24 protein-coding genes are annotated in these 22,622 nt (G+C 64.8%); 13 read left to right on the forward strand and 11 right to left on the reverse strand.

The annotated features are described in order from the left end of the window. The 4 genes from glgX to CH268_RS05210 all read right to left on the reverse strand — a co-directional run bounded on the left by glgX (position 1) and on the right by CH268_RS05210 (position 6,109). Entirely contained in the window at positions 1-2,292 is a 2,292-nt protein-coding gene (gene glgX, locus CH268_RS05195; protein ID WP_094662760.1) for a glycogen debranching protein GlgX, read from the reverse strand. A 56-nt stretch (positions 2,293-2,348) separates the two neighbouring features. Continuing rightward, positions 2,349-4,475 (reverse strand): acyltransferase family protein, encoded by a 2,127-nt coding sequence (locus CH268_RS05200; RefSeq protein ID WP_094662762.1) that lies wholly within the window; start codon positions 4,473-4,475, stop codon positions 2,349-2,351. Positions 4,476-4,712: 237 nt separating this feature from the next. Then, complete coding sequence (locus CH268_RS05205) at positions 4,713-5,312, reverse strand: hypothetical protein (RefSeq protein WP_094662765.1); 600 nt, start codon at positions 5,310-5,312, stop codon at positions 4,713-4,715. Next, the gene (locus CH268_RS05210) at positions 5,309-6,109 is read right to left on the reverse strand and encodes a MerR family transcriptional regulator (RefSeq protein WP_094662767.1); all 801 of its coding nucleotides are present in this window, start codon (positions 6,107-6,109) and stop codon (positions 5,309-5,311) included. The genes CH268_RS05205 and CH268_RS05210 overlap by 4 nt, the downstream gene beginning before the upstream one ends. Positions 6,110-6,210: 101 nt before the next feature. Here CH268_RS05210 and CH268_RS05215 point away from each other — a divergent pair, with 101 nt between their 5' ends. After that, positions 6,211-7,119 (forward strand): sensor domain-containing diguanylate cyclase, encoded by a 909-nt coding sequence (locus CH268_RS05215; protein ID WP_094644257.1) that lies wholly within the window; start codon positions 6,211-6,213, stop codon positions 7,117-7,119. A 6-nt stretch (positions 7,120-7,125) separates the two neighbouring features. Here CH268_RS05215 and CH268_RS05220 read toward each other — a convergent pair whose 3' ends face one another. Continuing rightward, positions 7,126-7,722, reverse strand: coding sequence for a CHAP domain-containing protein (locus CH268_RS05220; RefSeq protein WP_027497315.1), 597 nt, complete (start codon positions 7,720-7,722; stop codon positions 7,126-7,128). 146 nt (positions 7,723-7,868) lie between these two features. Between CH268_RS05220 and CH268_RS05225 the strand changes: the two genes are divergently transcribed. Both CH268_RS05225 and CH268_RS05230 read left to right on the forward strand, forming a co-directional pair. Further along, on the forward strand, positions 7,869-8,573 hold the full coding sequence (locus CH268_RS05225) for an SIR2 family NAD-dependent protein deacylase (protein WP_441346963.1): 705 nt from the start codon (positions 7,869-7,871) through the stop codon (positions 8,571-8,573). A gap of 57 nt (positions 8,574-8,630) precedes the next feature. After that, a complete protein-coding gene (locus CH268_RS05230) occupies positions 8,631-8,915 on the forward strand; it encodes a hypothetical protein (RefSeq protein ID WP_094662771.1) in 285 nt (94 codons plus the stop codon). 16 nt (positions 8,916-8,931) lie between these two features. Here CH268_RS05230 and CH268_RS05235 read toward each other — a convergent pair whose 3' ends face one another. Genes CH268_RS05235 through CH268_RS05245 form a run of 3 tightly spaced genes read right to left on the reverse strand, consistent with a single transcriptional unit; the run spans position 8,932 to position 11,254 of the window. Then, positions 8,932-9,999 (reverse strand): ABC transporter permease, encoded by a 1,068-nt coding sequence (locus CH268_RS05235; RefSeq protein WP_094662773.1) that lies wholly within the window; start codon positions 9,997-9,999, stop codon positions 8,932-8,934. Continuing rightward, positions 9,999-10,856, reverse strand: coding sequence for an ABC transporter ATP-binding protein (locus CH268_RS05240; protein ID WP_094662775.1), 858 nt, complete (start codon positions 10,854-10,856; stop codon positions 9,999-10,001). The genes CH268_RS05235 and CH268_RS05240 overlap by 1 nt, the downstream gene beginning before the upstream one ends. After that, entirely contained in the window at positions 10,853-11,254 is a 402-nt protein-coding gene (locus tag CH268_RS05245; protein ID WP_027497311.1) for a GntR family transcriptional regulator, read from the reverse strand. Before CH268_RS05245 ends, CH268_RS05240 begins: the two co-directional genes overlap by 4 nt. 59 nt (positions 11,255-11,313) lie before the next feature. Between CH268_RS05245 and CH268_RS27745 the strand changes: the two genes are divergently transcribed. The 3 genes from CH268_RS27745 (at position 11,314) to CH268_RS05255 (ending at position 14,252) form a co-directional block, all read left to right on the forward strand. Continuing rightward, positions 11,314-11,484 carry a hypothetical protein gene (locus CH268_RS27745; protein WP_176457849.1) on the forward strand — a complete coding sequence of 57 codons (171 nt, stop codon included), beginning with the start codon at positions 11,314-11,316 and terminating at the stop codon, positions 11,482-11,484. A gap of 64 nt (positions 11,485-11,548) precedes the next feature. Further along, positions 11,549-13,852, forward strand: coding sequence for an accessory Sec system translocase SecA2 (secA2, locus tag CH268_RS05250; RefSeq protein ID WP_094652600.1), 2,304 nt, complete (start codon positions 11,549-11,551; stop codon positions 13,850-13,852). After that, on the forward strand, positions 13,845-14,252 hold the full coding sequence (locus CH268_RS05255) for an META domain-containing protein (RefSeq protein ID WP_052054876.1): 408 nt from the start codon (positions 13,845-13,847) through the stop codon (positions 14,250-14,252). The genes secA2 and CH268_RS05255 overlap by 8 nt, the downstream gene beginning before the upstream one ends. On the opposite strand, the gene CH268_RS05260 is transcribed toward CH268_RS05255, so the two are convergent. Further along, entirely contained in the window at positions 14,239-14,835 is a 597-nt protein-coding gene (locus tag CH268_RS05260) for a TetR/AcrR family transcriptional regulator C-terminal domain-containing protein (RefSeq protein WP_094662777.1), read from the reverse strand. The two genes, CH268_RS05255 and CH268_RS05260, sit on opposite strands and share 14 nt — an antisense overlap. Before the next feature lie 125 nt (positions 14,836-14,960). Here CH268_RS05260 and bioB point away from each other — a divergent pair, with 125 nt between their 5' ends. From bioB to CH268_RS05275, 3 genes are read left to right on the forward strand one after another with little or no spacing between them, the layout of a single operon-like run. After that, positions 14,961-15,953 carry a biotin synthase BioB gene (gene bioB, locus CH268_RS05265; RefSeq protein WP_032370319.1) on the forward strand — a complete coding sequence of 331 codons (993 nt, stop codon included), beginning with the start codon at positions 14,961-14,963 and terminating at the stop codon, positions 15,951-15,953. Positions 15,954-15,975: 22 nt separating this feature from the next. Next, positions 15,976-16,200: a biotin synthase auxiliary protein BsaP gene (gene bsaP / locus CH268_RS05270; RefSeq protein ID WP_032382834.1), complete on the forward strand. Its 225-nt coding sequence runs from the start codon at positions 15,976-15,978 to the stop codon at positions 16,198-16,200. Next, entirely contained in the window at positions 16,201-16,803 is a 603-nt protein-coding gene (locus CH268_RS05275; RefSeq protein ID WP_094662779.1) for a DUF2567 domain-containing protein, read from the forward strand. A gap of 13 nt (positions 16,804-16,816) precedes the next feature. Here the strand turns inward: CH268_RS05275 and CH268_RS05280 are convergent, their stop codons facing one another. Further along, positions 16,817-17,515, reverse strand: coding sequence for an NUDIX hydrolase (locus CH268_RS05280; RefSeq protein ID WP_027497305.1), 699 nt, complete (start codon positions 17,513-17,515; stop codon positions 16,817-16,819). A 79-nt stretch (positions 17,516-17,594) separates the two neighbouring features. Between CH268_RS05280 and nadA the strand changes: the two genes are divergently transcribed. The 4 genes from nadA to CH268_RS05300 are packed head-to-tail and all read left to right on the forward strand — an operon-like array spanning position 17,595 to position 21,503. Further along, on the forward strand, positions 17,595-18,653 hold the full coding sequence (nadA, locus tag CH268_RS05285; RefSeq protein WP_048318691.1) for a quinolinate synthase NadA: 1,059 nt from the start codon (positions 17,595-17,597) through the stop codon (positions 18,651-18,653). Beyond that, positions 18,650-20,218, forward strand: a complete 1,569-nt coding sequence (locus CH268_RS05290; protein WP_094662781.1) for an L-aspartate oxidase — start codon at positions 18,650-18,652, stop codon at positions 20,216-20,218. The genes nadA and CH268_RS05290 overlap by 4 nt, the downstream gene beginning before the upstream one ends. Before the next feature lies 1 nt (position 20,219). Beyond that, positions 20,220-21,095: a carboxylating nicotinate-nucleotide diphosphorylase gene (gene nadC / locus CH268_RS05295; protein ID WP_094662783.1), complete on the forward strand. Its 876-nt coding sequence runs from the start codon at positions 20,220-20,222 to the stop codon at positions 21,093-21,095. A gap of 33 nt (positions 21,096-21,128) precedes the next feature. Beyond that, positions 21,129-21,503, forward strand: coding sequence for an RNA-binding S4 domain-containing protein (locus CH268_RS05300; protein WP_094662785.1), 375 nt, complete (start codon positions 21,129-21,131; stop codon positions 21,501-21,503). 57 nt (positions 21,504-21,560) lie between these two features. Here CH268_RS05300 and CH268_RS05305 read toward each other — a convergent pair whose 3' ends face one another. Further along, positions 21,561-22,544 carry a LysR family transcriptional regulator gene (locus tag CH268_RS05305; protein WP_094662787.1) on the reverse strand — a complete coding sequence of 328 codons (984 nt, stop codon included), beginning with the start codon at positions 22,542-22,544 and terminating at the stop codon, positions 21,561-21,563. Positions 22,545-22,622 lie beyond the last annotated feature (78 nt).

Below are 22,622 nucleotides of genomic sequence, written 5' to 3' on the forward strand. Positions count from 1 at the left end.
TCAGGCAGTCTTTCGTAGAACGAGTAGGGATCGAGCGGTGACCTCCACCGGTGTACCCGCTTCGATCGATTTCTCACCCGCTCCCGTGCGCGCTGCCGTATCGAGGGCGACCGTCCATTCCTTGGCGTAGTTTCCGTCCGGGGTGACGAATTCGATCGTCTCGTGATGTGCGTTGAAGCACAACAGGAACGAGTCGTCGACCACCCGCTCCCCGCGCTGATTCGGCTCGGGAATGCCCTCACCGTTGAGGAACACGGTGAGCGATTTGCCGAAACCGCTGTCCCAGTCCTCGGGAGTCATCTCCTCGCCTGCGGGGGTGAGCCAGGCGATGTCACGTGCCTGTTCGCCCGATCGGATGGGCCTGCCCTCGAAGAATCGGCGACGGCGAAACACCGGGTGCTCGTTGCGCAGCGCAATTGCGTTGCGGGTGAACTCGATCAGGTCGGCGTTGGTCTCGGCCAGGGACCAATCCATCCACGCCAGTTCCGAATCCTGGCAGTAGACGTTGTTGTTGCCCTGCTGAGTTCGGCCGAGTTCGTCGCCGTGCGCGATCATCGGCGTGCCTTGGCTGAGCAGCAGCGTGGCCATGATGTTGCGAATCTGGCGGGCCCGCAGATCGAGGATCTCGGGATCGTCGGTCGGACCCTCGACGCCGCAGTTCCACGACCGGTTGTGGCTCTCGCCGTCGTTGTTGTCCTCGCCGTTGGCCTCGTTGTGCTTGTCGTTGTACGAGACCAGGTCGTTGAGGGTGAAGCCGTCGTGCGCGATGACGAAGTTGATGCTGGCACCGGGGCGACGGCCCGTCGCCTCGTAGAGATCCGAGGATCCGGTCAGGCGCGACGCGAACTCGCCCAGCGTCGCGGGCTCACCGCGCCAGTAGTCGCGAACGGTGTCGCGGTACTTGCCGTTCCACTCGGTCCACAGACCGGGGAAGTTACCCACCTGGTATCCGCCCTCGCCGACATCCCACGGCTCGGCGATCAGCTTCACCTGGCTGACGACCGGGTCCTGTTGCACCAGATCGAAGAACGCGCTCAGCCGATCCACGTCGTGCAGTTCACGGGCCAGGGTGGATGCGAGGTCGAACCTGAATCCGTCGACGTGCATCTCGGTGACCCAGTAGCGCAGCGAGTCCATGATGAGCTGCAGCGTGTGTGGGTGTCGAGCATTGAGACTGTTGCCCGTCCCGGTGTAGTCCATGTAGTGCTCGAGATCGCCGTCGACCAGTCGGTAGTAGGCCGCGTTGTCGATGCCGCGGAAGCTGATGGTGGGGCCCATGTGGTTTCCCTCGGCGGTGTGGTTGTAGACCACGTCGAGGATCACCTCGATGCCGGCGGCGTGGAACGAACGGACCATCGCCTTGAATTCGGTCACCGCGGCACCGGGCGACTGATGCGAGGAATACTCCGCATGAGGCGCGAGGAATCCGAAGGTGTTGTAGCCCCAGTAGTTTCGCAGTCCCTTGTCCAGAAGTACCTGGTCCTGCATGAACTGGTGCACCGGCATCAGCTCGATCGCGGTGACGCCCAGGTGCTGCAGATGGTCGATGATCACCGGATGTGCCAGACCGGCATAGGTGCCGCGCTCGGCCTCGGGGATGTCCGGATGGGTGATCGTCATGCCCTTGACGTGGGCCTCGTAGATCACCGTCTCGTGATACGGCCTCTTCGGTGCGCGGTCGGCCTGCCAGTCGAAGAAGGGGTTGATGACCACGGTGGTCATCGTGTGCCCCAGCGAATCGTGCTGAGGGAAATCGTTGTTCGGCTCGTCGTCGTGGGCGATCGGGGCCTCGTCGACGATTTCGCCGTCCGGATCGGCGAGGTCGGCCGCGTCCTCGAACCCGCCGTCGGCGTCGAGTGGATCCGCGCCTGCGGAGTCCGTGGACTCCACGGGCTCGGGTTCGGCGGCCGGGATGTCGATGTTGTAGGAGAAGAGCGATCGGTCTCCGTCGAACGACCCCTCGAATGCTTTTCCGTAAGGATCGACCAGCAACTTGCTGGGATCACAACGATGTCCGGCAGCCGGATCCCACGGCCCGTGGACGCGGTAGCCGTAGCGTTGTCCCGGCACCACCGTGGGCAGGTACGCGTGCCACACATAGCCGTCGGACTCCTCGAAACGAATACGAGTTTCGGTACCGTCCTCGGCGATCAGGCACAGGTCCACGGCCTCGGCGACCTCGGAGAACAAGGCGAAGTTGGTTCCTGCTCCGTCGTAGGTCGCTCCCAGTGGATAAGGGGATCCCGGCCATACGGCGATGGCGGGCGTGTCGTCGGAGGCGTCGTGCAGCATGGATCAACCCTACTGTGACCGGTGGGACCAGGCTTACCGAGCGCGAGCCGTTCCGCTCACGGTCCGGCCCACCAGCCGGTCGCAGATCCGAGCTGCCGGCCGAGCTCGGTGGTCAGGGTTCGCACGTAGGTGGCGGTCAGATGATGCTCGTCGCGATAGATCAGTACGTTCCCCTGCTCGACGCGACAGACGGTGTCGTCGCACACCGCGTCCGAGAGGTCGAGGGCGGAGAATCCGCTCAGCTGGAACGAGGACGCCAGAGCGGGGTTGACCGAGTCGAGCGCCTCGTCTCGCGGGATGCCGCACGAGGTGGCCGAGCCGCCGTCGGCCAGGCAGTCGATGGCTCGATACGCGAGCCACGGGGTGTCCCTGATACCGAGGACGCCGACACCGTCGGCGATCAACTGCTGCCAGACCGAGACGTACCAGGGCGGGGTGAAGTCGCCGGGGAAGTCGTCGCGGGGCCGGGTGGCCGTGGTGAACACGTACTCCGGTTGCATCGATGCGACGTCGTCGAGCACGGTCCGGGTCCAGTCCAGACAATCCGGGTACTCGTTCTGCCCGAGCATCGGCATCGTGTCCAGGCTGAGCGGGCACCCCATCTTCACGAACGTGACCACCTTGAAGCCGTGCCGCCGCCCCAGACTGTCGAGAGCCGTCACCCAGTGCTCGGCGTGTGAGCTCCCCGCCAGCACGATCGTTCGGGCCGCATCGACGTCGCCGTAGGTACAGGACAGAGCGTCGCGAGTCTCGAAATCCGCGATGCAGCCCTCGAGGGTGGTGACGGGAAGATCCTCGGGAGCGGAGTACAGGGGAGGCGTCATCTCGGCCGGTTCGACGCGAATGCCGTCGGTCAGTTCCAGCGCCCCCGGGTGCGTGGCTTCGTCGACCGATTCGTCGGCCTGCACGGCCGAGATCGATCGTTCGATGTAGGCGTTCCAGCCGACCGAACCGGCTGTCACCGCAACGGCAGCAACGAGGGCGACGGCCGTGACTGCGATGCGGCCGGGAGTGAATGTGGCGGCCTGCGTGGGACGCTCCACGAAGCGGACGGTGAGCCACGCGAGTGCGACCGATGCACCGACGATGCCGAGTCCGCCGGGTATGTCCGCGTGGGACCTGCCGGTGGCCGACAGGTAGAAGATCAACAGCGGCCAGTGCCACAGGTACAACGGAAACGCGATCGAGCCGACCCAGGCGAAGAACCGGTTGGACAACGTCGCGGCGACCACGGTGTTCGAGCCTGCGACGATCAGCGCCACAGTGGCCAGTACCGGAATCAGCGCCAAGGGACCGGGGAACGCGGTCACGCCGTCCACCACGAATCCACAGACGACGATGACGAACATCGCCCCGGCGGCGAGCGCGCCCCGGGCGGTCGATCCCACCCGACTCACGCGGGCATCGGCCCCGGTGTTTCTGCCGGCAAATGCCGCGAACGTGGCCGCGACCGCCGCACCGAGCATGATCTCCCAGAGTCGCGCGCCCGTGTCGTAGTAGTTCCACGCTTGATGGCGTCGAGCACCGTCCGCTGCATACACGAACGACAACACCGCGATGACGGCGAAGATCACGGCGAAGGTCTGTGGTCGCAGACTTCGCGGTCCTTCCGGTCGCATCGTCCGCAGAATCCACGCCAGACCGAACACGACGGCAATCGCGAGCAGATAGAACTGGAATTGCACCGCGACGGACCACAGGTGCTGGACCGGGCTCACCGAAGGGTCGGCCGCCAGGTAGTCGTTGGCCGTCGTCGCCAACTGCCAATTCACGAAGAAGAAGACGCCGGAGACGAGTTGGTCGCCCACGTCGGCCCAGCGGGTCCTCGGTAGCAGGAACACCGACGCGGCCGCTACCGCCAACAGGGTGAGCGCCAGAGGCGGTCCGAGTCTGCGGAGCACGCGAACGATGCGGGTGATCGGGTTCAGGCTCGCACCGGCCTCGGCCGATCGAAGCAACGACGCAGTGAAGAAGAAGCCGGACAGCGTGAGGAAGACATCGACTCCGCCCGACACCCGACCCATCCAGATGTGGAACACGACCACCAGAGCGATGGCGACACCACGCAGGCCGTTCAGATCCTGGCGCTGTGGCGGTCGCGGCACGACGGGAGCCGACACCGAACTCGGGGCCGCGGAATCGGTTGCCGATTCGTGATCGGTGCCGCTCGGGTGTACCTGCATGAAAGGGGAATGGCTCCGGCTGTCGATCGACCACTGGTCGGGCGGTCACGGTCGGTGGTGTTCGTCTCGGAAGCTGCTCGGCAGACGCCGAGGTTCGTCGCAAACAAGAAGACGTTCTGAGCAAACAATACGTGTACGCGCGGTGACGCACTCCTCGGAGTCCGTACTGCGGTGCCGGTCCCAGCTCGTCGCCGGTTTCTCACAGCGTGGTCTCACCGGTCCTGCAGCAGTTCGGGTTCACATCCCACCGTCGGCCAGAACCGAGGACAACGCGGCGACCAGGGCCACGGGATCGTCCACGTACAAGCCGATGGACGTCGCGGTGCCCTCGACCCGCCACCGACGTAGGGGTGCGGGTACGACGAATGTGGTGCGGGTCGACAACGTGATGTCGACGTTCGTGCCGTCCTGGTTCGGTAACACGGCTCGGTCGTCGCGGACAGTGGGAGCCACCACGCCGAACCGGCGATGGAGTCGGGCCGAGACGATCGTCGATCTCTCCACCGTGGCGACGACCTCGCCGGAGGTGCGCAGGACGAGTGCTTCGGGTGTGAGGACATGGGGGTGCACCCGGCCGACGGCTGTGGCCGACGCCAGCAGAACGATCGATACGACCGAGAACGCACCGAGCACGATATCGAGCCACAGCCACGGCACCAGGAGATGCACGACGACGATCTCGACGACCGAGGCCACACCGAACATCAACGGCATCGAACCCGTTCCGCGCACCGCGGTGAACTCGGCAGAGTCGGCCGCGATCGGAGCGTGGCGGCCGCGTGCCCACAACAGCAGTGCGTGCCATCTGCCGACCTGGGCACCCCGATCCGGGGTCACTGTGAGGTTCCTGCCGGATGCTCACCGTCGAGCAGGCGGGCTGTGGTGCGGAGGACAACGGCGCGTTGGGCCGCGTCGGGAACGATGTCCTCGATGTCGAGCAACCCGGTCGAGTCGCTCCCGAGCGCAGCGGACTCGGGCACCTGAGCGAAGGACTCGACATCGAGTACGGACACCAACTCGTCGGCCAACGCGTCGATGTCGTCCTCGGATTCGGCGACGCTTCGGCCCTCGAGGGCACCGAAGCGTCGTAGCAACACCAGGTATCTCCGACGTAGGTCGTGATCGCCGAGCGCGGCGGACATCGTCTCGAAGAATGCCGCCGGGACGCGGCCCGAAATTGCCATCACTTCGAGTAGATCGCGTTCGCGGATCAGCGCGGGCCGGTCCCGTCCGTCCGCTGCATCGAGCAAGGACCCGAACGTTGCGGCAACATCTCGTGGGAGCGCGGTCAGAGGACGCCGTTCGACAGCGTCGTCGAGCAACGCCGACAAGCGACTGTGCTTGTGTGCCAATGCCGTCTGCTCGGTCTCGATGCCGTCCAGCAAGGCTCGCAGGTCCGCGACCACGTCGGGCTCGTCCGTCGCTTTTCCGTCGAGCACTGCCGCTATCGCGCCCAGCGGCATTCCGCACTCGGCCAACCATCGGATTCGCATCAGCCGAACGACGTCGTCGATCGTGTACTCGCGGTAGCCGTTGGACAGCCGCCGAGGCTCGGAGAGCAAGCCGAGTCGGTGGTAGTGGCGCACCGTCCGCGGGGTCGTTCCGGCGGCATCGGCGAGGGATCCGATTCTCATGCGTCCAGTGTGAACGTTGACGTAGCGTCAAGGTCAAGACCGATCGCTGGATACTGTTCGGGCCCCCACGACGGCGTATCGTCGGTGTGTCGTGTGAATCGATGTGGCTCGCACCGTTCGAGGAAGTGAACCGGACAATCATGGTCGACGCCGATGGCTGGTATCGGGAGATGTTCGAGGCCAGCACGGTGGGAATGGCACTCGCCGACGAACACGGGCTGCTGTTACTCGCGAACGAGGCGTATGCGGCCATCGTGGGGTGCCCCAGGGACCTACTGTGGGGCCGATCCTCCCGTGAATTCACCCACCCCGACGACCTGGGCCAACACGCGGCGATGGAACAGATGATGGACGACGCCGAGGCCCGTGGTGAATCCGTACACGTCGAGAAGCGATACCTGCATCCCGACGGCACAGTGCGGTGGGGTTGGGTGTCGGCCAGTGAGGTCCCCGGCCCGGACGGCCGACGATGGACCATGGCGGTGGTCCACGACGTCACCGACCGGCGGCGGTTGGAGGACGACCTACGGGAGGCTGCGCTGACCGATCCCTTGACCGGGCTGCTCAATCGGCGTGGATGGCGAGATCGGTTGTCTCAGTTGACGACTCCGCGCGGAGTCGAGGTGTCGCTGGCGATGGCGATGATCGATTTCGATCGCTTCAAGTCGTTCAACGACAAGTACGGACATGGCCGCGGCGATCGCCTGTTGGTCCAGTTCTCCACTGCCGCAATGCAATTGCTTGCAGGGCGAGCGTATGTCGCCAGGTGGGGCGGGGAGGAATTCGCCATCGCGATGCCCGATACCGGGTCGACGACGATGGCAACCGTGCTGACCGAACTCGCAGCCGTCGTCCCGGACGAGCAGACATTTTCCGCCGGTTACACGACATTGCGTCCGGGGGAATCGCTCTACGACTGTTTCGACCGAGCAGACCTGTTGCTGTACAGAGCGAAGAGAGACGGAGGGGCGCGATCACTCGGCGACCGTTCCAGCACCCCGTCGCAATGACGGCCCTCAGGATGCCAATCGGCCGAATCCGACTACACCCGAGTCGGATTCGTAATTCAGAGTGTGAATCCTGATCTTGCCGGCTTCGTTCCCGCCCACGGTGACGGCCTCGCTGCCGTCGACAGCCACGATGACGTTGGTGTGTTGGCCGACCCAACTGGAGTTGTCGTACAACACCACATCACCCACCGACGGCGTGTAGTTGCCGACGGTCTCGAACCGTCCCTGTTGCTGGTAGTACTCCTGCAGCGTGTAGACGCCGGGAATGCGCCACGAACCCGAGTTGGGATTCGACAACGGCAGGCCCGCTTCCTTCATGATCCAGCTGACGAAGTCGGCGCACCAGGCCTCGTCCACGCCCTCTGCATAGAAGGTTCCCGGACGCTGCTTCTCGTGCTCGACTCGCAGCAGGTCCACCACACGTGCCTGGTCGACGGTCAACTCGGCGCTGTTCACCTCGGGGAACGATTCGGTGTCCCACGGTAGATAGCGACTGGGGGCGAGCCACAGAACACCGACGGCCACCACCACGACCACAGCGGTGACCGCTGCGGTCCACAGGGGCCAGCGTCGCCGCGTGCGGGTATCGGTGTCGATGCTCATGCCCACACGGTAGCGCGTGAGCGAACACCGGTTGGCACAATAGCTGTGTGACCCATTCGCACGAGCAGACGGTCGACGCCGTTCCACAACCCATCGTGGACGCCGCACGAGCGGCGTCGCGCATCGTCGTTCTGACCGGGGCCGGCATGTCTGCCGAATCCGGAATTGCAACGTTTCGCGACGCCCGGACCGGTCTGTGGCAGGACTTCGATCCGAAGGACCTCGCCAGTCCCGAGGGCTGGCTCGCCGACAGCGACCTCGTGTGGGGTTGGTACCGGTGGCGTGCAGCATTGGTTCGTCGTTCCGAACCCAACGCCGGCCACCGCGCCGTCGCGCAATGGCAGCAGCATGCGCAGGTGGACATCGCCACGCAGAACGTCGACGATCTGCACGAACGAGCCGGATCCACAGTGCTCGCACACGTACACGGAAGCCTCTTCGAGCCGTACTGCAGCGAGTGTGGAGTGCGCGCGGAACTCGACGACACCGACATTCTGGGTAACGACATTCTGGACGACGACATTCTGATCGACGCAGATCAGCGTGTTCCGCCGCCGGACTGTCCCCGGTGCGGCGGACTCATCCGTCCTGGGGCCGTGTGGTTCGGCGAATCGCTGCCCGAACAGGCGTGGGAAGCAGCCGAGAATGCTGTGCGCGCCGCAGATCTGGTGCTCGTGGTCGGTACGTCGGGCGTGGTGTACCCGTTCGCCGGACTGCCCGCCGTCGCACGCAGTGCGGGCGCAACCGTGGTCGAGATCAACCCGGTCGAGACCGAGGTATCCGACATGGCCGACCACCGATGGCGCACAACGGCCGCGGTGGGTCTGCCACTGCTGGTCGCACAATTGTGAACGGACGGGCGGCACGCGAACTACCCTGATCACACCATCGACTTCGAGGAGGCCGAGATGGCGGAGTACTGGTTGCTCGTGTGCGCCCTCGCGTGTTCGTCCGTCGGTGCGTGGTGGGCAACATCGGATCCGACATCCCGACGTGTTCGCCGAATCGAATTTCTCGCCTGGATCCTCGGCATCGTCGGCGCGGTCACCCTGGCCGATCAGCTGGGGGTGTCCAGGCCGTGGTCCACTGCTGCACTCGTAGTCGGAATCATGGTTCTGGTCCTCGGCCTCACCGCCCTCGTGGCCACAGTGATCAGGAATCGGAAACCGCTCGGGATTCCAGCGGAGAGGTAGCTGCGGCAGACCTGCCCTAGGGACGCAGCCTGCGCAGCAGCAGGAGTGACACGCCCCCGAGAAGCCCGGCAACCACCAACGACAACGCCGACTCGATCGCCTGGAACCGCCAGAACGATCTGTCCTCGTGATAGCGCGTCTCGTAGGCCTCCGCGCCCTGATCCCGAATGCACTGGATCTCGATATTGCGACGTTCCACGCTCTGGCGGTCGGAGTACTCCTCGTACTCGGCGACCGTCTCGAATTCGCTCAGATCCCTGTAGTTCTGGGTCCAGTTGCAGTCCATCAAGTCGACGGACACCGGACTGCCGTTGCTGTCGACGTAGTCGGCAGAGAATTCCCAACGTGGGAACAAACTGATCGAGTCGCCTGGTCTGTAGTAGTCCGGAGTGCCGCCGTACATGTCGTCGACCTTCTGCTCCACCGATACTCGTTCGACCTGTGGAGTCGCATAGTGCTCGCGTAATTGCGTCGGCAGCAGTGCAAGGAATGCAGTCGACACAATGACGGTGGTGATCATCGCAGCGATCGTGTTCCGCATCGCAAGTGCGCATGCCGAACCGACCATCAATCCGACGGCCGTGTACGCGCCTGCGACGAATCCCGTGGCCCCGAAGATGGGAAAGTCCAACCGCGATGCGCTCGACCCCGCGAAGGACATCGCGAAGGAATCGGGTGCAGTGTTGTACTTGGCTGCGAACAGCACGCATCCGAGCACCGTCATCGCCCCGACGATCGGTGTGAACACGACCAGAATGCGCACGCTGTACCAGCGGCGTCTGCTCACGGATTGAGTCAAACCGAGTACGTGGGTGCGACGTTCGAGATCGCGGGAGAAGACGGTCACCCCGACGAATGCCCCCAGGACGACGGGCAAGACGATCGTCGTGAGTATCGCTATCGTCTGCACGGTCCCGACGGTGCAGTCGGACGAACCGAAGGATCGACAACCCTGCAGATACGGAGACGGAATCACACCGCCGCCGATCACCGTGACGGCAATCGTGATCGCAGCCAACAGCAGTGGTGTCAACGCCCCGAACAGGATGGTCGCGCGAAATTGTCTCCAAGTCACCCAGATCATCAGGTGGTCTCCGTTCCGAGGTGGGCGAGTACGACGTCGTCGAGGGTGGCGTTCTCGACTGTCCACCCCGGTGGTGTCGTTGTCGGTTGTTTGCCCTGTACGACGAATGTTGTTGCCCCGGAACCGAACACCTCGGACACGATGGTGCCGTCCTCGACCGTCGGGTCGGCGTCGGAGCTGCCGACGAGAAGGTAGTGGTCGGCGGTGATGGCGTCGAGGTCCCCGTCGAGTCGCATTCGCCCACCGCGTAGTAGCAACAGCCGGTCGGCGACGTCGACGAGCTCGGACAGCACGTGTGAGGACAGCACGATCGTCGTACCGTTCTCGGCTGCATCGCGCATCAGGGTGCGTGCCACCGCCCTGCGAGCGACCGGATCGAGATCGGCAAGCGGCTCGTCGAGCAGCAGTACTTCGGGTCGACGCCCGAGTGCCAGTGCGAGGGCAATCCGCGTGCGGTGGCCGGGGGAGAGGGACTTGACCCGAGCGGAGGTGGCGATTCCGGCGGCGTCGACGATTTCCTTCGCGTACGCATCGTCCCAGTGCGAGTTCGTGTTTCGGCCGAATCGCAACAGTTCGGCGACGGTGAAGTGTGGGTAGAGGGGCTTGTGCTGCGCCAGATAGGACAGGCCGGGCGAGATTCCGCGTTGGGTCACGCTTTCGCCCAGAACCCGAATGGTTCCGCCGTCCGGTGTCAGCAGGCCGACGGCCAGCGACAGCAGCGTCGACTTTCCGGCACCGTTGGAGCCGACCAGCGCTGTGACGCTTCCTCTTTCGACTGCGAACGAGCATCCGTCGAGGACGGTCTTCCTGCGAAACGATTTGGCCACCTCGTCCATGGTGAGCACCGCGTCGGTCATGTTTCGTCTCTTTCGGTTCGGTCGAATTGCTTGTCGAGTGCGGCGGTGACGATGGCTTCGAGGTCAGGTCTGTCCAGTCCTGCGGCCGTGCAGTGTCGGATCCAGCGGTCGAGTTCGGTCTCGAGCGCCGATCGTTCGGCCATGCCGGGTTTTGCCAGCGAGGCGACGACGAACGTCCCGGAACCGGTCCGAGGTTGGACCAGCCCGTCGCGTTCGAGTTCTCGGTACGCCTTGAGGACGGTGTTGGGATTGATGGCCAGCGCCGTGACCACCTCTTTTGCTGTCGGCAGTCGGTCACCGACGGCGAGTGTTCCCAGTCGCAGGGCCTGTTTGGTCTGCAGTATCAGTTGGACATAGGTGGGAATGCCGGACTGACGATCGATACGGTAGGCGATCACCAGAAGCCTTTCACTAGTTGATTAGTGGAAGACGTTAATGCGTACCCCTCGGTTTGTCCATGCTCTGTTCGGATCTCGATATTCGGAGGGCGATCAGCGCGTTGGCCGTGACGGCTGGGGGATACGCCGCCATCTCCGACCTGCAGCAGACCCGAGACTTCTTCGCCCAGGGCCAGTCCTACTACCGCTCGCGCAGAATTGCAGTGACAACGCCGCTCGACGCGGGGTAGTGGGCAATCGGCACTCGGTACTGTGGGAAAGAAGATCACGTACTTTCTCGAGTAGGGATGACAGATGGCTGTGGGCTCCGACCGATTCTGGCGTGTACTCGGCCGCTCTGCGCAGAAGGCGCAGAGCGCGTCGCGTCGGCGCGTCGAGCAGGCCGGAGACCATGCGAGCTGGGCTTCGGGCTTGTCGGACGCCGAATTGGCCACCGAGGCCGCTGCGTTGCGGGCCCCGAGCGCGTCGAAACTCGACGTTCCGCGGTACCTGGCGTTGACGCGTGAGGCGAGCGACCGCACGCTCGGCATGCGACCGTTCGACGTACAACTTCTGGGAGCCGAGCGACTGCTCGCCGGCGACGTGGTGGAAATGGCGACCGGCGAAGGAAAGACGTTGTCCGGGGCCGTGGCTGCGGTGGGATACGTTCTGTCCGGTCGCAGGGTTCACGTCATCTCGGTCAACGACTTTCTCGCACAACGTGATGCGCGGTGGATGGCTCCGCTGTTCGAGGCTCTGGGTATCACCGTCGGTTCCATCGCCGAGTCGTCCTCCGCACAGGAACGTCGTGATTCCTATGCGTGCGATATCACGTACGCGTCGGTCAACGAGGTCGGATTCGATGTTCTCCGTGACCATTTGGTCGACGATCGTGCCGATCTGGTGTCGCCCGTCCCGGATGTCGCACTGATCGACGAGGCCGACTCGGTGTTGGTCGACGAAGCGTTGGTGCCGTTGGTGTTGGCCGGCTCGGTATCGGGTGACGTGTCGACCTCGACGGTGATGGACGCAGTCCGCCTGTTGGACAAGGGGATCGACTTCGACACCGATGCCGAAGGACGCAATGTGTTCCTTACGGACGAGGGCGCGCTTCGGCTCGAGAAGGAACTCGGCGGAATCGATCTCTACTCCGAGCAGCACGTCGGATCGACCCTCGTTGCGGTCAATGTCGCGCTGCACGCTCAGGTGCTGGTGCAACGCGATGTCGACTACATCGTGCGTGAGGGACGTGTTCAGCTGATCAACGCTTCCCGTGGCCGAGTGGCGGACTTGCAGCGTTGGCCGGACGGGTTACAGGCGGCCGTAGAGATCAAGGAGGGGCTCGAGCCCACCGAGACCGGTGAAATTCTCGACACGATCACGGTGCAGGCGCTGATCAACCGGTATGCCACCGTATGTGGAATGACCGGCACGGCAATGGCGGCGGGGGAGCAGCTGCGTACGTTCTACGGGCTCGGCGTCTCGGTCATCGAGCCGAACGTGCCGACGGTGCGGGTCGACGAGGTCGACCGGGTGTACGACACGGTCGAGCACAAGAATGCCGCAATTGCGCAGCAGGTCAAGGAAATTCACGAGACCGGGCAACCGATACTCGTCGGCACGCACGATGTCGCGGAGTCGGAGACGCTGGCGGCGATCCTCGCGGAATCCGGTGTGGACGCCGTCGTACTCAACGCCAAGAACGACGCCGAGGAGGCCGCGGTCATCGCTGCCGCCGGAGTGCACGGCGCGGTCACCGTCTCGACGCAGATCGCCGGGCGCGGAACCGATATCAAGCTCGGGGGACCGGAGGGGACCGACCGCGACCGCATCGCCGAGTTGGGTGGGCTGTTCGTCGTCGGCACCGGCCGCCACACCACCGAGCGGCTCGACAATCAATTGCGAGGACGTGCGGGCAGGCAGGGCGACCCGGGCCGTTCGGTGTTCTTCGGCAGTTGGGAGGACGACGTCGTCAAGAACAACATCGGTGACAAGGACGCACCGAAAGGCATCGACGACAGCGGCCTGTTCACCTCTGCCGCCGCAGCCGATCGAGTCGATCATGCCCAGCGCATCGCCGAAGGACAGATGCTCGAAATACACTCGCGTACCTGGCGCTACAACCAACTGACGGCGCAGCATCGGGAGATTCTGGACCGTCGTAGGGCAGCGTTGCTGGACACCGGAGAGGCGTTGGCTCTGCTCGAGGAGCAGTCGCCGACGCGATCGAAGGAACTTCGCGAGAACGTGTCGGAGGAGACCCTCGTGGTGGTCGCCCGCCGAATCGTTCTTCACCACCTCGACCGCGCGTGGTCGGACTACCTAGCGCACCTGGCCGACGTGCGCGAGAGCATCCACCTCCGTGCCCTGGGTCGCGAGAATCCACTCGACGAGTACCACCGAATTGCGGTCGAGGCCTTCAAGACTGTCTCCGCCAAGGCCATGGATCTGTCCCACGCGACATTCGAGTCGGCCGAGATCACCTCCGACGGAATCGATCTCGACAATGCCGGTATGCGCCGACCGACGTCGACGTGGACGTACATGGTGCACGACAACCCGTTTGCCTCCCGCGGAAATGCCGGTGCGGCCGGTCTGGGGCCGATCTTCGGTGGCTGACGCGCGCCGGGCACTGCTCGCTCTCGCCTGTGGCGTGAGCGTGTTGGCCTCGGGCTGCACCGATTCGTACGGGGAATTCCCGGCAGACAAGAATTACACCTCCGTCGATGCCGACGGTTCCTACACCCCGGTCTCGGGTACGACGATCCGGCTCGAGTTCGCCGACGACCGCATCTCGGCCGAAGCCGGATGCAACAGGTTGTTCGGCACCGTCGACACTTCGCTGGGGACGCTCACCGTCGATTCCCTGGGTGCCACGCGGATGGGGTGCCCGGCCGAGCTCATGGAGCAGGATCGGTGGCTGTCGGAGTTTCTGTCCTCGAAGCCGAAATGGTCCAGAGAAGACGACACGATGACTCTGGACAACGGACGCGACCGAATCGTGTTCACCGAATCCTGACGGAGCGTGGTTCGGACGCGGCGTGGCGCACGCCGTCCAGAAAGAGCCGGAGACCGAAGTCGAATTTGTTGGTGGGATCGGGGCGCTCGAACATCGGGGACGCGTCGGCGGTCAGCGCCCCGGCCGAGTCCATCTGCAGCCGAGCCTGTTCGTCCACGGTATGGCCGAGCACGTAGTACAGCAGCGTATCGGCGGTCAGTTCGGCGTCGACTCTGGGCAACCCGGCACGAATGCAGACCGCGGCGATGCGTTCACGGATGCGGTTGGTGGTGAGCCGCGAGGCGTAGGTCGAGGCGACCAGTTCGGCTCCGTCGCGCCGGGAGAGCAGCGCGTCGCGAAGTCGATGTGCGATCTGCGAGATCTGCGCGTCCCACAGTTCTTCCGTCGACGGTGCGTCGGCACCGGACAGTATGTGATCTGCGATCGCTCCCAGCAGCGTCTGCTTGTTGGGGAAGTGCCAGTACAGCGCTCCGGGTTGGACGTGCAGTGAGGTCGCCAGGCGGCGCATGGTCAGATCCGCGAGGCCGTACTCGTCGAGAATGGCTATTGCACCGTCCAGGACGTCCTGCCTGCGTAGCTGCACTTCCTACCCCTGCCGTTCGACGCGGTGTTTCGCTTTGACAGTAGCCGAGTGCGGTGCCTAACGTGAACGCCGTTCAACTTGAACGGTGTTCAATTCCGAGACCGTTCGACGACGAGGGGACCGGTATGGACATATTGCGTACGGCGCGCCTGCAGGTGCTCGACAACGGCATCGCGCTCGATCGATCCCAGGTGCTCGAGGTACTCGAGCTCGGAGAGGACCGTCTCGAAGAGACGATGCAACTGGCGCACGAGGTTCGGATGCGATGGTGCGGACCGGAAGTGGAGGTCGAGGGGATCGTCAGCCTCAAGACCGGAGGCTGCCCCGAGGACTGCCACTTCTGCTCGCAGTCGGGCCTGTTCGCCTCTCCGGTGCGGGCGGCCTGGCTCGATATTCCGTCGTTGGTCGAGGCGGCGAAACAGACCGCAAAGACCGGAGCCACGGAGTTCTGCATCGTGGCCGCAGTGCGGGGTCCGGACGCTCGACTGCTCGCGCAGGTCGCCGCAGGAATCGAGGCCATTCGCGGCGAGGTCGACATCGACATCGCTTGTTCGCTGGGCATGCTCGACCAGGATCAGGTCGACCAACTCGCCGCAATGGGTGTGCACCGCTACAACCACAACCTCGAGACCTCGCGGTCCTACTTTCCGAACGTGGTCACCACCCATACCTGGGAGGAACGCTGGAACACACTGCGGATGGTCCGCGAGGCCGGCATGGAGGTCTGTTGCGGGGGCATCCTCGGTATGGGCGAGACGCTGGAGCAGCGAGCCGAGTTCGCAGCCGATCTCGGCGCTCTCGAACCCGACGAGGTTCCCCTGAATTTCTTGAACCCACGTCCCGGAACGCCGTTCGGAGATCTGGACGTGCTGCCTGCATCGGATGCGTTGCGAGCCGTTGCCGCCTTCCGGCTGGCCCTGCCGCGGACGATTCTTCGATTCGCGGGCGGCCGCGAGATCACTCTCGGTGATCTCGGAGCTCAGCAGGGAATTCTGGGCGGCATCAACGCGATCATCGTCGGAAACTACTTGACGACGCTCGGTCGTCCCGCCGAGGAGGATCTCGATCTTCTCGGGGAACTGCAGATGCCGATCAAAGCGTTGAACTCGACGATCTGATGCGCGTATTAAGGTGGGTCGAATGACGAGCGAGAGCCGGTACGACCCGCACACCGGTCGGCCTGTCGAGGTCGGTACGGATGCGGGGGCACCGTCGTTCTCGGTTGCCGTCGGTCTCGGGCTGGAGCCGCCGAGGTACTGCGACCGGTGCGGTCGCAGGATGGTGGTGCAGATCGTGCCCGACGGATGGACGTCGGTGTGCTCGCGGCACGGCCTGATCGATTCCGCCGCGACGGGTAGGCGTTAGGTGACGACCTCGTCTGCCGTCGAGACTCCGGAGCGGCGTCGAACGCTTCGCTTTGTGGCTCTGGTCGGCGGTGTGACGATCGCGCTGTCCGCCGTCGGCGGTCTGCTGTGGGGATTCCTGGCACCGAGCCAGCAGTTGCTCGTCGTCGCGCAGGACAGAGGAGCAACACTGACCGGGGAGAGTCTGCATCGATTCGACGCTCTCGCCCTGTTCGTCCTCGTCTCGTTCGCTCTTGGCATTCTCGTGCCGATCGGGTGGTGGCTGTGGATTTCCCAGCGGGGTCCACGGCTGTTCGTGGCCGTGTTCGTCGGGTCGTTCGTCGGCTCGATCGCAGCAGTGCTGGTGGGCAACGGCGTTGCGGCGCTGCGATTCCCGAGGGCGGACGAGCCGGCCGTCGGATCGATCGTCCGGGTTGCACCGAGTATCGACACGCCAACGGCACTGATCGTGCAGGCGCTGACGGCGTCGTTGGTGATACTGCTGCTCGCGGCGATGAATCCCAACGACGATCTGCAGCACCCCGATTCCGATCCCGAGCTCGACGAGATCGAATTCGACCTCGCTCCGCCGCCGCCGTCGTTCGACTCGCGGGTGCCCGACTGACGGCAGATCTCGTTCATCCCTGTGGTGGCCGCAATGCCGCGAACTCGTCGGTGACGCGAATGCTGTTGTCGGCGAACCGGAACAATGCTGGAGGCCGTCCACCCGCTCGACCCGACGGTGCACGCCGTCCGGTGGGTTCGATGACGCCGCGGCGGCTCAGTACCCGTTGCAGATTGGTGGCGTCGACCTGATAGCCGAGGGCTGCGCCGTAGATTTCGCGAAGCGTCGAAATCGCGAATTCTGCAGGAGCGAGGGCGAATCCGATGTTGGTGTACGACAGTTTGGCGACCAGTCGATGCCGTGCGTGCTCGACGACCGTTCCGTGATCGAACGACATGGCGGGCAGCTCCGACACCGGGTACCAGGTCGTATCCGCGGGCAGGGTCGGCTCGGCCGCGATCGGTACGAGGCCCAGGAACGTCGACGCGATTCGGCGATCTCCCGGCACTCTGTCGGGCTCGCTGAAGATGGACAGCTGCTCGAGGTGTGCCACCTTGCGTACGTCGACCTTCTCGGCGAGCTGTCTCCGCGCGGACGTGGCCAGGTTCTCGTCGTCGCGCAGGGTGCCCCCGGGGAGTGACCAGGTGCCCGCCTCGGGGTCGAGTGCACGCTGCCACAACAGGACCGCCAGTTCAGGGGTGTCGGGGTCGGAAAAGACCCGAACTTGGAACACCGCAATGAGTACTTCGTGGACGGTGCTACGATGAATCATGTTTTCGATCATAAGTCGAAAACTCCCTCGGAGGAAATTCGGTCACCGACGACCGGATGATCGGTGAAGGAGAACCGTCATGACCAGCAGCGCTACCCAGGTGAACTTCCTGGACTCGGCTTTCGCCGGAGTCCGCGACATCGTCGATGGAGCCGGTGGTTACGGGGGAGTCGACGCGTCGGCTGAATGGGCCGCGGAAGTGCGACGGCTCGCCGATCTGCGAGGTGCGACCCTGCTGGCGCACAACTATCAGCTGCCTGCGATTCAGGACGTTGCCGATCACGTGGGTGATTCGCTCGCGCTCTCGCGCATGGCCGCCGAGGTATCCGAGGACACCATCGTGTTCTGCGGCGTGCACTTCATGGCCGAGACCGCCAAGATCCTCAGCCCGCAGAAGACGATCCTGATCCCGGACCAGCGTGCGGGTTGCTCGCTCGCCGACTCGATCACTGCCGAGCAGTTGCGCGAGTGGAAAGCAGACTTCCCGGATGCCGTCGTCGTCTCCTACGTCAACACGACAGCCGAGATCAAGGCGCTCACCGACATCTGCTGCACCTCGTCCAACGCCGTCGAGGTCGTGCAATCGATCGATCCGAGCCGCGACATCCTCTTCCTGCCCGACCAGTTCCTCGGGGCTCATGTCAAGCGCGTGACCGGGCGCGAGAATCTGCACATCTGGGCCGGTGAATGCCACGTCCACGCAGGCATCAACGGCGACGAGCTCGCCGAGAAGTCTCGAACCCACCCCGATGCGGAGCTCTACGTGCATCCCGAATGCGGTTGCGCCACCTCGGCTCTCTACCTCGCCGGCGAAGGATTCGTGCCCGCCGACAAGGTCAAGATCCTCTCCACCGGCGGCATGCTCGACGCGGCCCGCGCCACCGAATCCAAGCAGGTTCTGGTCGCCACCGAGATCGGGATGCTGCATCAACTCCGCAGGGCTGCACCCGATGTCGACTTCTTGGCCGTCAACGACCGCGCGTCGTGCGGATACATGAAGATGATCACGCCCGCCGCGCTGTTGCGCTGCCTCGTCGAAGGGCGCGACGAGGTCCACGTCGACCTCGAAACGGCGAACATCGCCAGCAAGTCGGTGCAACGCATGATCGAGATCGGCACACCCGGCGGCGGCGAGTGAACCCGTCGGTCGCCTGGGAAACCGCGGCCGACCTCGTCGTCGTCGGCGGCGGAATCGCCGGACTGACCGCGGCTCGCACGGCCGCCGCTCGCGGTCTGCGCGTGCTGACGGTCAGCAAGGGCAGTTCGGTCGACACCGCGACCAAGTATGCGCAGGGCGGAATCGCAGTCGTCGGCACCGATCTCGGCGACTCGATCGATGCGCACGTGTCGGATACCTGCGCAGCAGGCGCGGGCCTGTGCGACGAGGATGCGGTGCGTTCCATCGTGTCGGGCGGCCGCGCGGCGATCGCGTCGCTCGAAGTCGCCGGCGCACATTTCGATCGCGCGCCCGACGGTTCGGTTTCCCGCACCCGAGAGGGTGGCCACAGTGTTCGCCGAATCATCCATTCCGGCGGCGATGCCACCGGAGCGGAGGTACAACGCGCACTGGACTCCGCAGTGCCTTCGGTGGAATTCGACACCACGGCGCTGCGTGTACTGACCACCGACGGCGAGGTGGCCGGACTCCTCGTGCGCGGGCCTCGCGGTGTCGGCGTCGTTCGCACTCCGACGGTGTTGCTCGCGACAGGCGGCCTGGGACAACTGTTCTCGTGCAGTACCAACCCGGCCGGTGCCACGGCCGACGGCATTGCACTGGCCCTCGATGCGGGCGCACGGATCGCGGATCTGGAGTTCGTTCAGTTCCACCCGACCGTGCTGTTCGCCGCAGGGTCGACGGGCCGTCGCCCGCTGATCAGCGAAGCGGTGCGCGGAGAGGGTGCACGCTTGGTCGATGTCACCGGTCGCGCATTCATGGGCGGTGTTCACCCCATGGGCGACCTCGCACCACGCGACGTGGTCTCGCGTGCCATCGCCGAGTTGCTGTACCGCAGCGGCGACGACCACGTGTTGCTGGACGCCCGTCGCGTGGAGCACGTGCGTGAGCGTTTCCCGACCGTGACGGCATCGTGCCTGGACGCCGGAATCGATCCCGCAACGGATCTCATCCCCGTGGCACCCGCCGCGCACTACTCGTGCGGGGGAGTCGTGACCGACACGTTCGGACGGACGTCCGTCTCGGGATTGCTCGCTGCGGGTGAGGTGGCGCGCACCGGGCTGCACGGTGCCAACCGGTTGGCGTCGAACAGTCTGCTCGAGGGTCTGGTGGTCGGCGAACGCGCTGCGCTCGTCGCCGCGGAACGGGTCGGAACCACGGTCGCGGTGTCCGATACCGCACTGCCTGTCTACCGGCGGATCGATCGCGCGCTACTGCAGCGAACCATGACCACGGACGTCGGCGTCGTCCGCGATGCGTCCGGTCTTGCGGCGGCACAGAACGTGCTGGCACACGGCGTGGTGTCGGAACCGCCGGTCGACGGCGTAGCGGTCGAGGATGCCGCCCTGACGGCAGCGGCAGACGTGATCGTGCTGGCTGCGGCGCACCGCCGAGAGAGCCGAGGGTGTCACACCCGACGGGATTTCCCGGACAGCATGCCCGAGTACCGACGAAGCCTGTATGTCGAACGCGACGACGAGGGACGACTGGCGATCGTGAACGATGACGTGATGACGGGAGCAAGCTGACATGACCGGTACTGCCGACGAAGTGAACCCGGGAGTCGATCGCGGCGAGGTTCTCGCACTCATCCGCACCGCGCTGGACGAGGATCTCCGGTACGGGCCGGATATCACCACCATGGCAACGGTTCCCGAGGACGCCGTGGCCACGGCGTCGGTGGTGTCTCGACAGTTCGGCACCCTCGCGGGCCTCGATGTCGGACTGCTGGTTCTCGACGAGGTGATCGGTTCGGGCGCGTACTCGATCCGCCACAGGACCGCCGACGGATCGAATGTCGAACCCGGACAGGCTGTCCTGACGGTCGAAGCTCCCACCCGTGGATTGCTCACCGCCGAGCGCACCATGCTCAATATCGTCTGTCACCTGTCGGGTATCGCAACTGCCACGGCCGGCTGGGTCGCCGAGGTCGCAGAGACCGAGTGTCGCATTCGAGACAGTCGAAAGACGTTGCCCGGACTGCGATCGCTGCAGAAGTACGCGGTACGGGCGGGCGGCGGTGTCAACCATCGGATGGGTCTCGGTGACGCCGCGCTGATCAAGGACAACCACGTCGCGGCGGCCGGCTCCGTCGTCGCTGCCCTGCGAGCCGTGCGTGCCGCTGCGCCGAACATCGCCTGCGAGGTAGAGGTCGACAGTCTCGAACAACTCGACGAGGTGCTCGCCGAGAACGTCGAACTCGTTCTGCTGGACAACTTCGCGCTGTGGCAGACGCAGATGGCAGTGCAGCGCCGCGACAAGTTCGCGCCGGACACCAAGTTGGAATCCTCGGGTGGACTGACCGTCGACGTGGCTCGGGATTACGCGCGTACGGGGGTCGACTTCCTGGCGGTGGGCGGTCTGACACACTCGGTGACAGTGCTCGACCTCGGCCTGGACATGTAGCCGAGCCTCACGATTCGAGGAAGACGTTCGAAGATGGAATTGCAGAGTGCCCGTCTGGACAGCTGGATCTGGGCGGTGCGACTGTTCAAGACGCGGTCTGCCGCGGCCGCAGCCTGTCGCGGTGGGCATGTCCGCGTCAACGGCACCCCCGCAAAGCCCGGCCAACGCATCGGGCCGGACGACGAGATCCGGCTGCGCGTGGAGGGCGTGGAGAAGATCGTCGTCGTCGTACGTTCCATCACCAAACGCGTCGGCGCGTCGGTGGTAGCCGAGTGCATGATCGATCGCAGTCCGCCGCCGCCACCGAAAGAGGTTCTGGCGTCGGTTCCCCGACGTGACCGCGGAACGGGCCGTCCGACCAAGCGTGATCGACGTGACATCGATCGGCTGCGGCTGCGCCCCTCGTAGTCGTGAGCGTTTTGCGTACCTCCGGGGGCACACAACGCGCACGAGGGCGAAGCCCGTCTAGCGTCTCTTCCCGCTGCGGCGTGCGTTCGTTTTGGTCTTGACGACCGGTCGAGCCGGTTTGGAGGGCTGCGCCTTCTTCTTCTTGACGGGCGCGTCGTCCGAAGATCCGCGTGAACTTCGCGTCGACCGGCCCCGCACGATGCCGATGAATTCTTCGATGCGGTCGTCTTCCCGCTCCGCCACCCAGGCCAGTGCGATCTGTGTCTGCTCGACGTCGGTGACCGGGCGGTACACGAGATCTTTGCGAGCGTTGAATCTCGCAACCGAGTGCGGGACGATCGCCACGCCCAGCCCGGCGGCCACGTATTCGAAAGTCTCCGCAGTGCTGTTCATCGGTGGCAGTGCGGGACGATCGTCGGTGTTCAGTTCTGTTGCAACAGCAGCCCATTCGGGCACCGTGGTCGGATCGGCGAGCAGGTGTTCGTCGGCGAGGTCGAGAGCGGTGACCGAGTCGAATGCTGCGACCGCATGGTCTTTGGGTACCACCACGACCTGGATTTCCTGGTACAGCCCGATGGCGTTCAGACCTTCACGATCGATCGGCGGCCTGACGAAGCCGACGTCGACCGTTCCATCACGCAGATGAGACACCTGCGTGTCCGGAGTCGTTGCCACGACGGACAAGGCGACATCGGGAAACCGATCGGCCCAGATTCGCGTCCACTTGGTCAGCGTCACGCCCTCGGCGTATCCGATGGTGAAACTGCTCGGCTCCCCGGCAGCAGCCTGTGCACGCTCCGAACGCCGATCGTCCTCGGCGATCTCGACCAACGCGCGTTCGAGCAGATCGCGTCCGTCGGCGGTGAGTTCGGTGGGGGACGCACCCGGCACGAACAGGTCGACGCCGAGCAACTCTTCGAGTTCCACCACGGTCTTGCTGAGGCGGATTCGGGAGATTCCGAGCGACTGAGCAGCGCGGGCGAAATGCAGTTGTTGCGCCACTGCCGCATACCAGCGCAGTGTCTGCACATCGATGTTCACGGAGTCGAGCCTATGGGACGGTGCACGAAGCGCGGGACGGTGGCGTCGGGACCGCCGATTGCCGGATAAGCTGGTCCG

The organism is Rhodococcus sp. 06-1460-1B (assembly GCF_002258475.1).
GTDB lineage: Bacteria > Actinomycetota > Actinomycetes > Mycobacteriales > Mycobacteriaceae > Rhodococcoides > Rhodococcoides fascians.

What these genes read in the sequence shown, in the direction of transcription:
- CH268_RS27745 (WP_176457849.1), top strand. Translation starts at nt 11,314, where the DNA reads ATGCTCTGTTCGGATCTCGATATTCGGAGGGCGATCAGCGCGTTGGCC.
- CH268_RS05220 (WP_027497315.1), bottom strand. Translation starts at nt 7,722, where the DNA reads ATGAGCATCGACACCGATACCCGCACGCGGCGACGCTGGCCCCTGTGG.
- CH268_RS05225 (WP_441346963.1), top strand. Translation starts at nt 7,869, where the DNA reads ATGTCTGCCGAATCCGGAATTGCAACGTTTCGCGACGCCCGGACCGGT.
- CH268_RS05300 (WP_094662785.1), top strand. Translation starts at nt 21,129, where the DNA reads ATGGAATTGCAGAGTGCCCGTCTGGACAGCTGGATCTGGGCGGTGCGA.
- bsaP (WP_032382834.1), top strand. Translation starts at nt 15,976, where the DNA reads ATGACGAGCGAGAGCCGGTACGACCCGCACACCGGTCGGCCTGTCGAG.
- bioB (WP_032370319.1), top strand. Translation starts at nt 14,961, where the DNA reads ATGGACATATTGCGTACGGCGCGCCTGCAGGTGCTCGACAACGGCATC.
- nadA (WP_048318691.1), top strand. Translation starts at nt 17,595, where the DNA reads ATGACCAGCAGCGCTACCCAGGTGAACTTCCTGGACTCGGCTTTCGCC.
- CH268_RS05235 (WP_094662773.1), bottom strand. Translation starts at nt 9,999, where the DNA reads ATGATCTGGGTGACTTGGAGACAATTTCGCGCGACCATCCTGTTCGGG.
- CH268_RS05200 (WP_094662762.1), bottom strand. Translation starts at nt 4,475, where the DNA reads ATGCAGGTACACCCGAGCGGCACCGATCACGAATCGGCAACCGATTCC.
- CH268_RS05240 (WP_094662775.1), bottom strand. Translation starts at nt 10,856, where the DNA reads ATGACCGACGCGGTGCTCACCATGGACGAGGTGGCCAAATCGTTTCGC.
- nadC (WP_094662783.1), top strand. Translation starts at nt 20,220, where the DNA reads ATGACCGGTACTGCCGACGAAGTGAACCCGGGAGTCGATCGCGGCGAG.
- CH268_RS05215 (WP_094644257.1), top strand. Translation starts at nt 6,211, where the DNA reads ATGTGGCTCGCACCGTTCGAGGAAGTGAACCGGACAATCATGGTCGAC.
- CH268_RS05210 (WP_094662767.1), bottom strand. Translation starts at nt 6,109, where the DNA reads ATGAGAATCGGATCCCTCGCCGATGCCGCCGGAACGACCCCGCGGACG.
- glgX (WP_094662760.1), bottom strand. Translation starts at nt 2,292, where the DNA reads ATGCTGCACGACGCCTCCGACGACACGCCCGCCATCGCCGTATGGCCG.
- CH268_RS05230 (WP_094662771.1), top strand. Translation starts at nt 8,631, where the DNA reads ATGGCGGAGTACTGGTTGCTCGTGTGCGCCCTCGCGTGTTCGTCCGTC.
- secA2 (WP_094652600.1), top strand. Translation starts at nt 11,549, where the DNA reads ATGGCTGTGGGCTCCGACCGATTCTGGCGTGTACTCGGCCGCTCTGCG.
- CH268_RS05280 (WP_027497305.1), bottom strand. Translation starts at nt 17,515, where the DNA reads ATGATTCATCGTAGCACCGTCCACGAAGTACTCATTGCGGTGTTCCAA.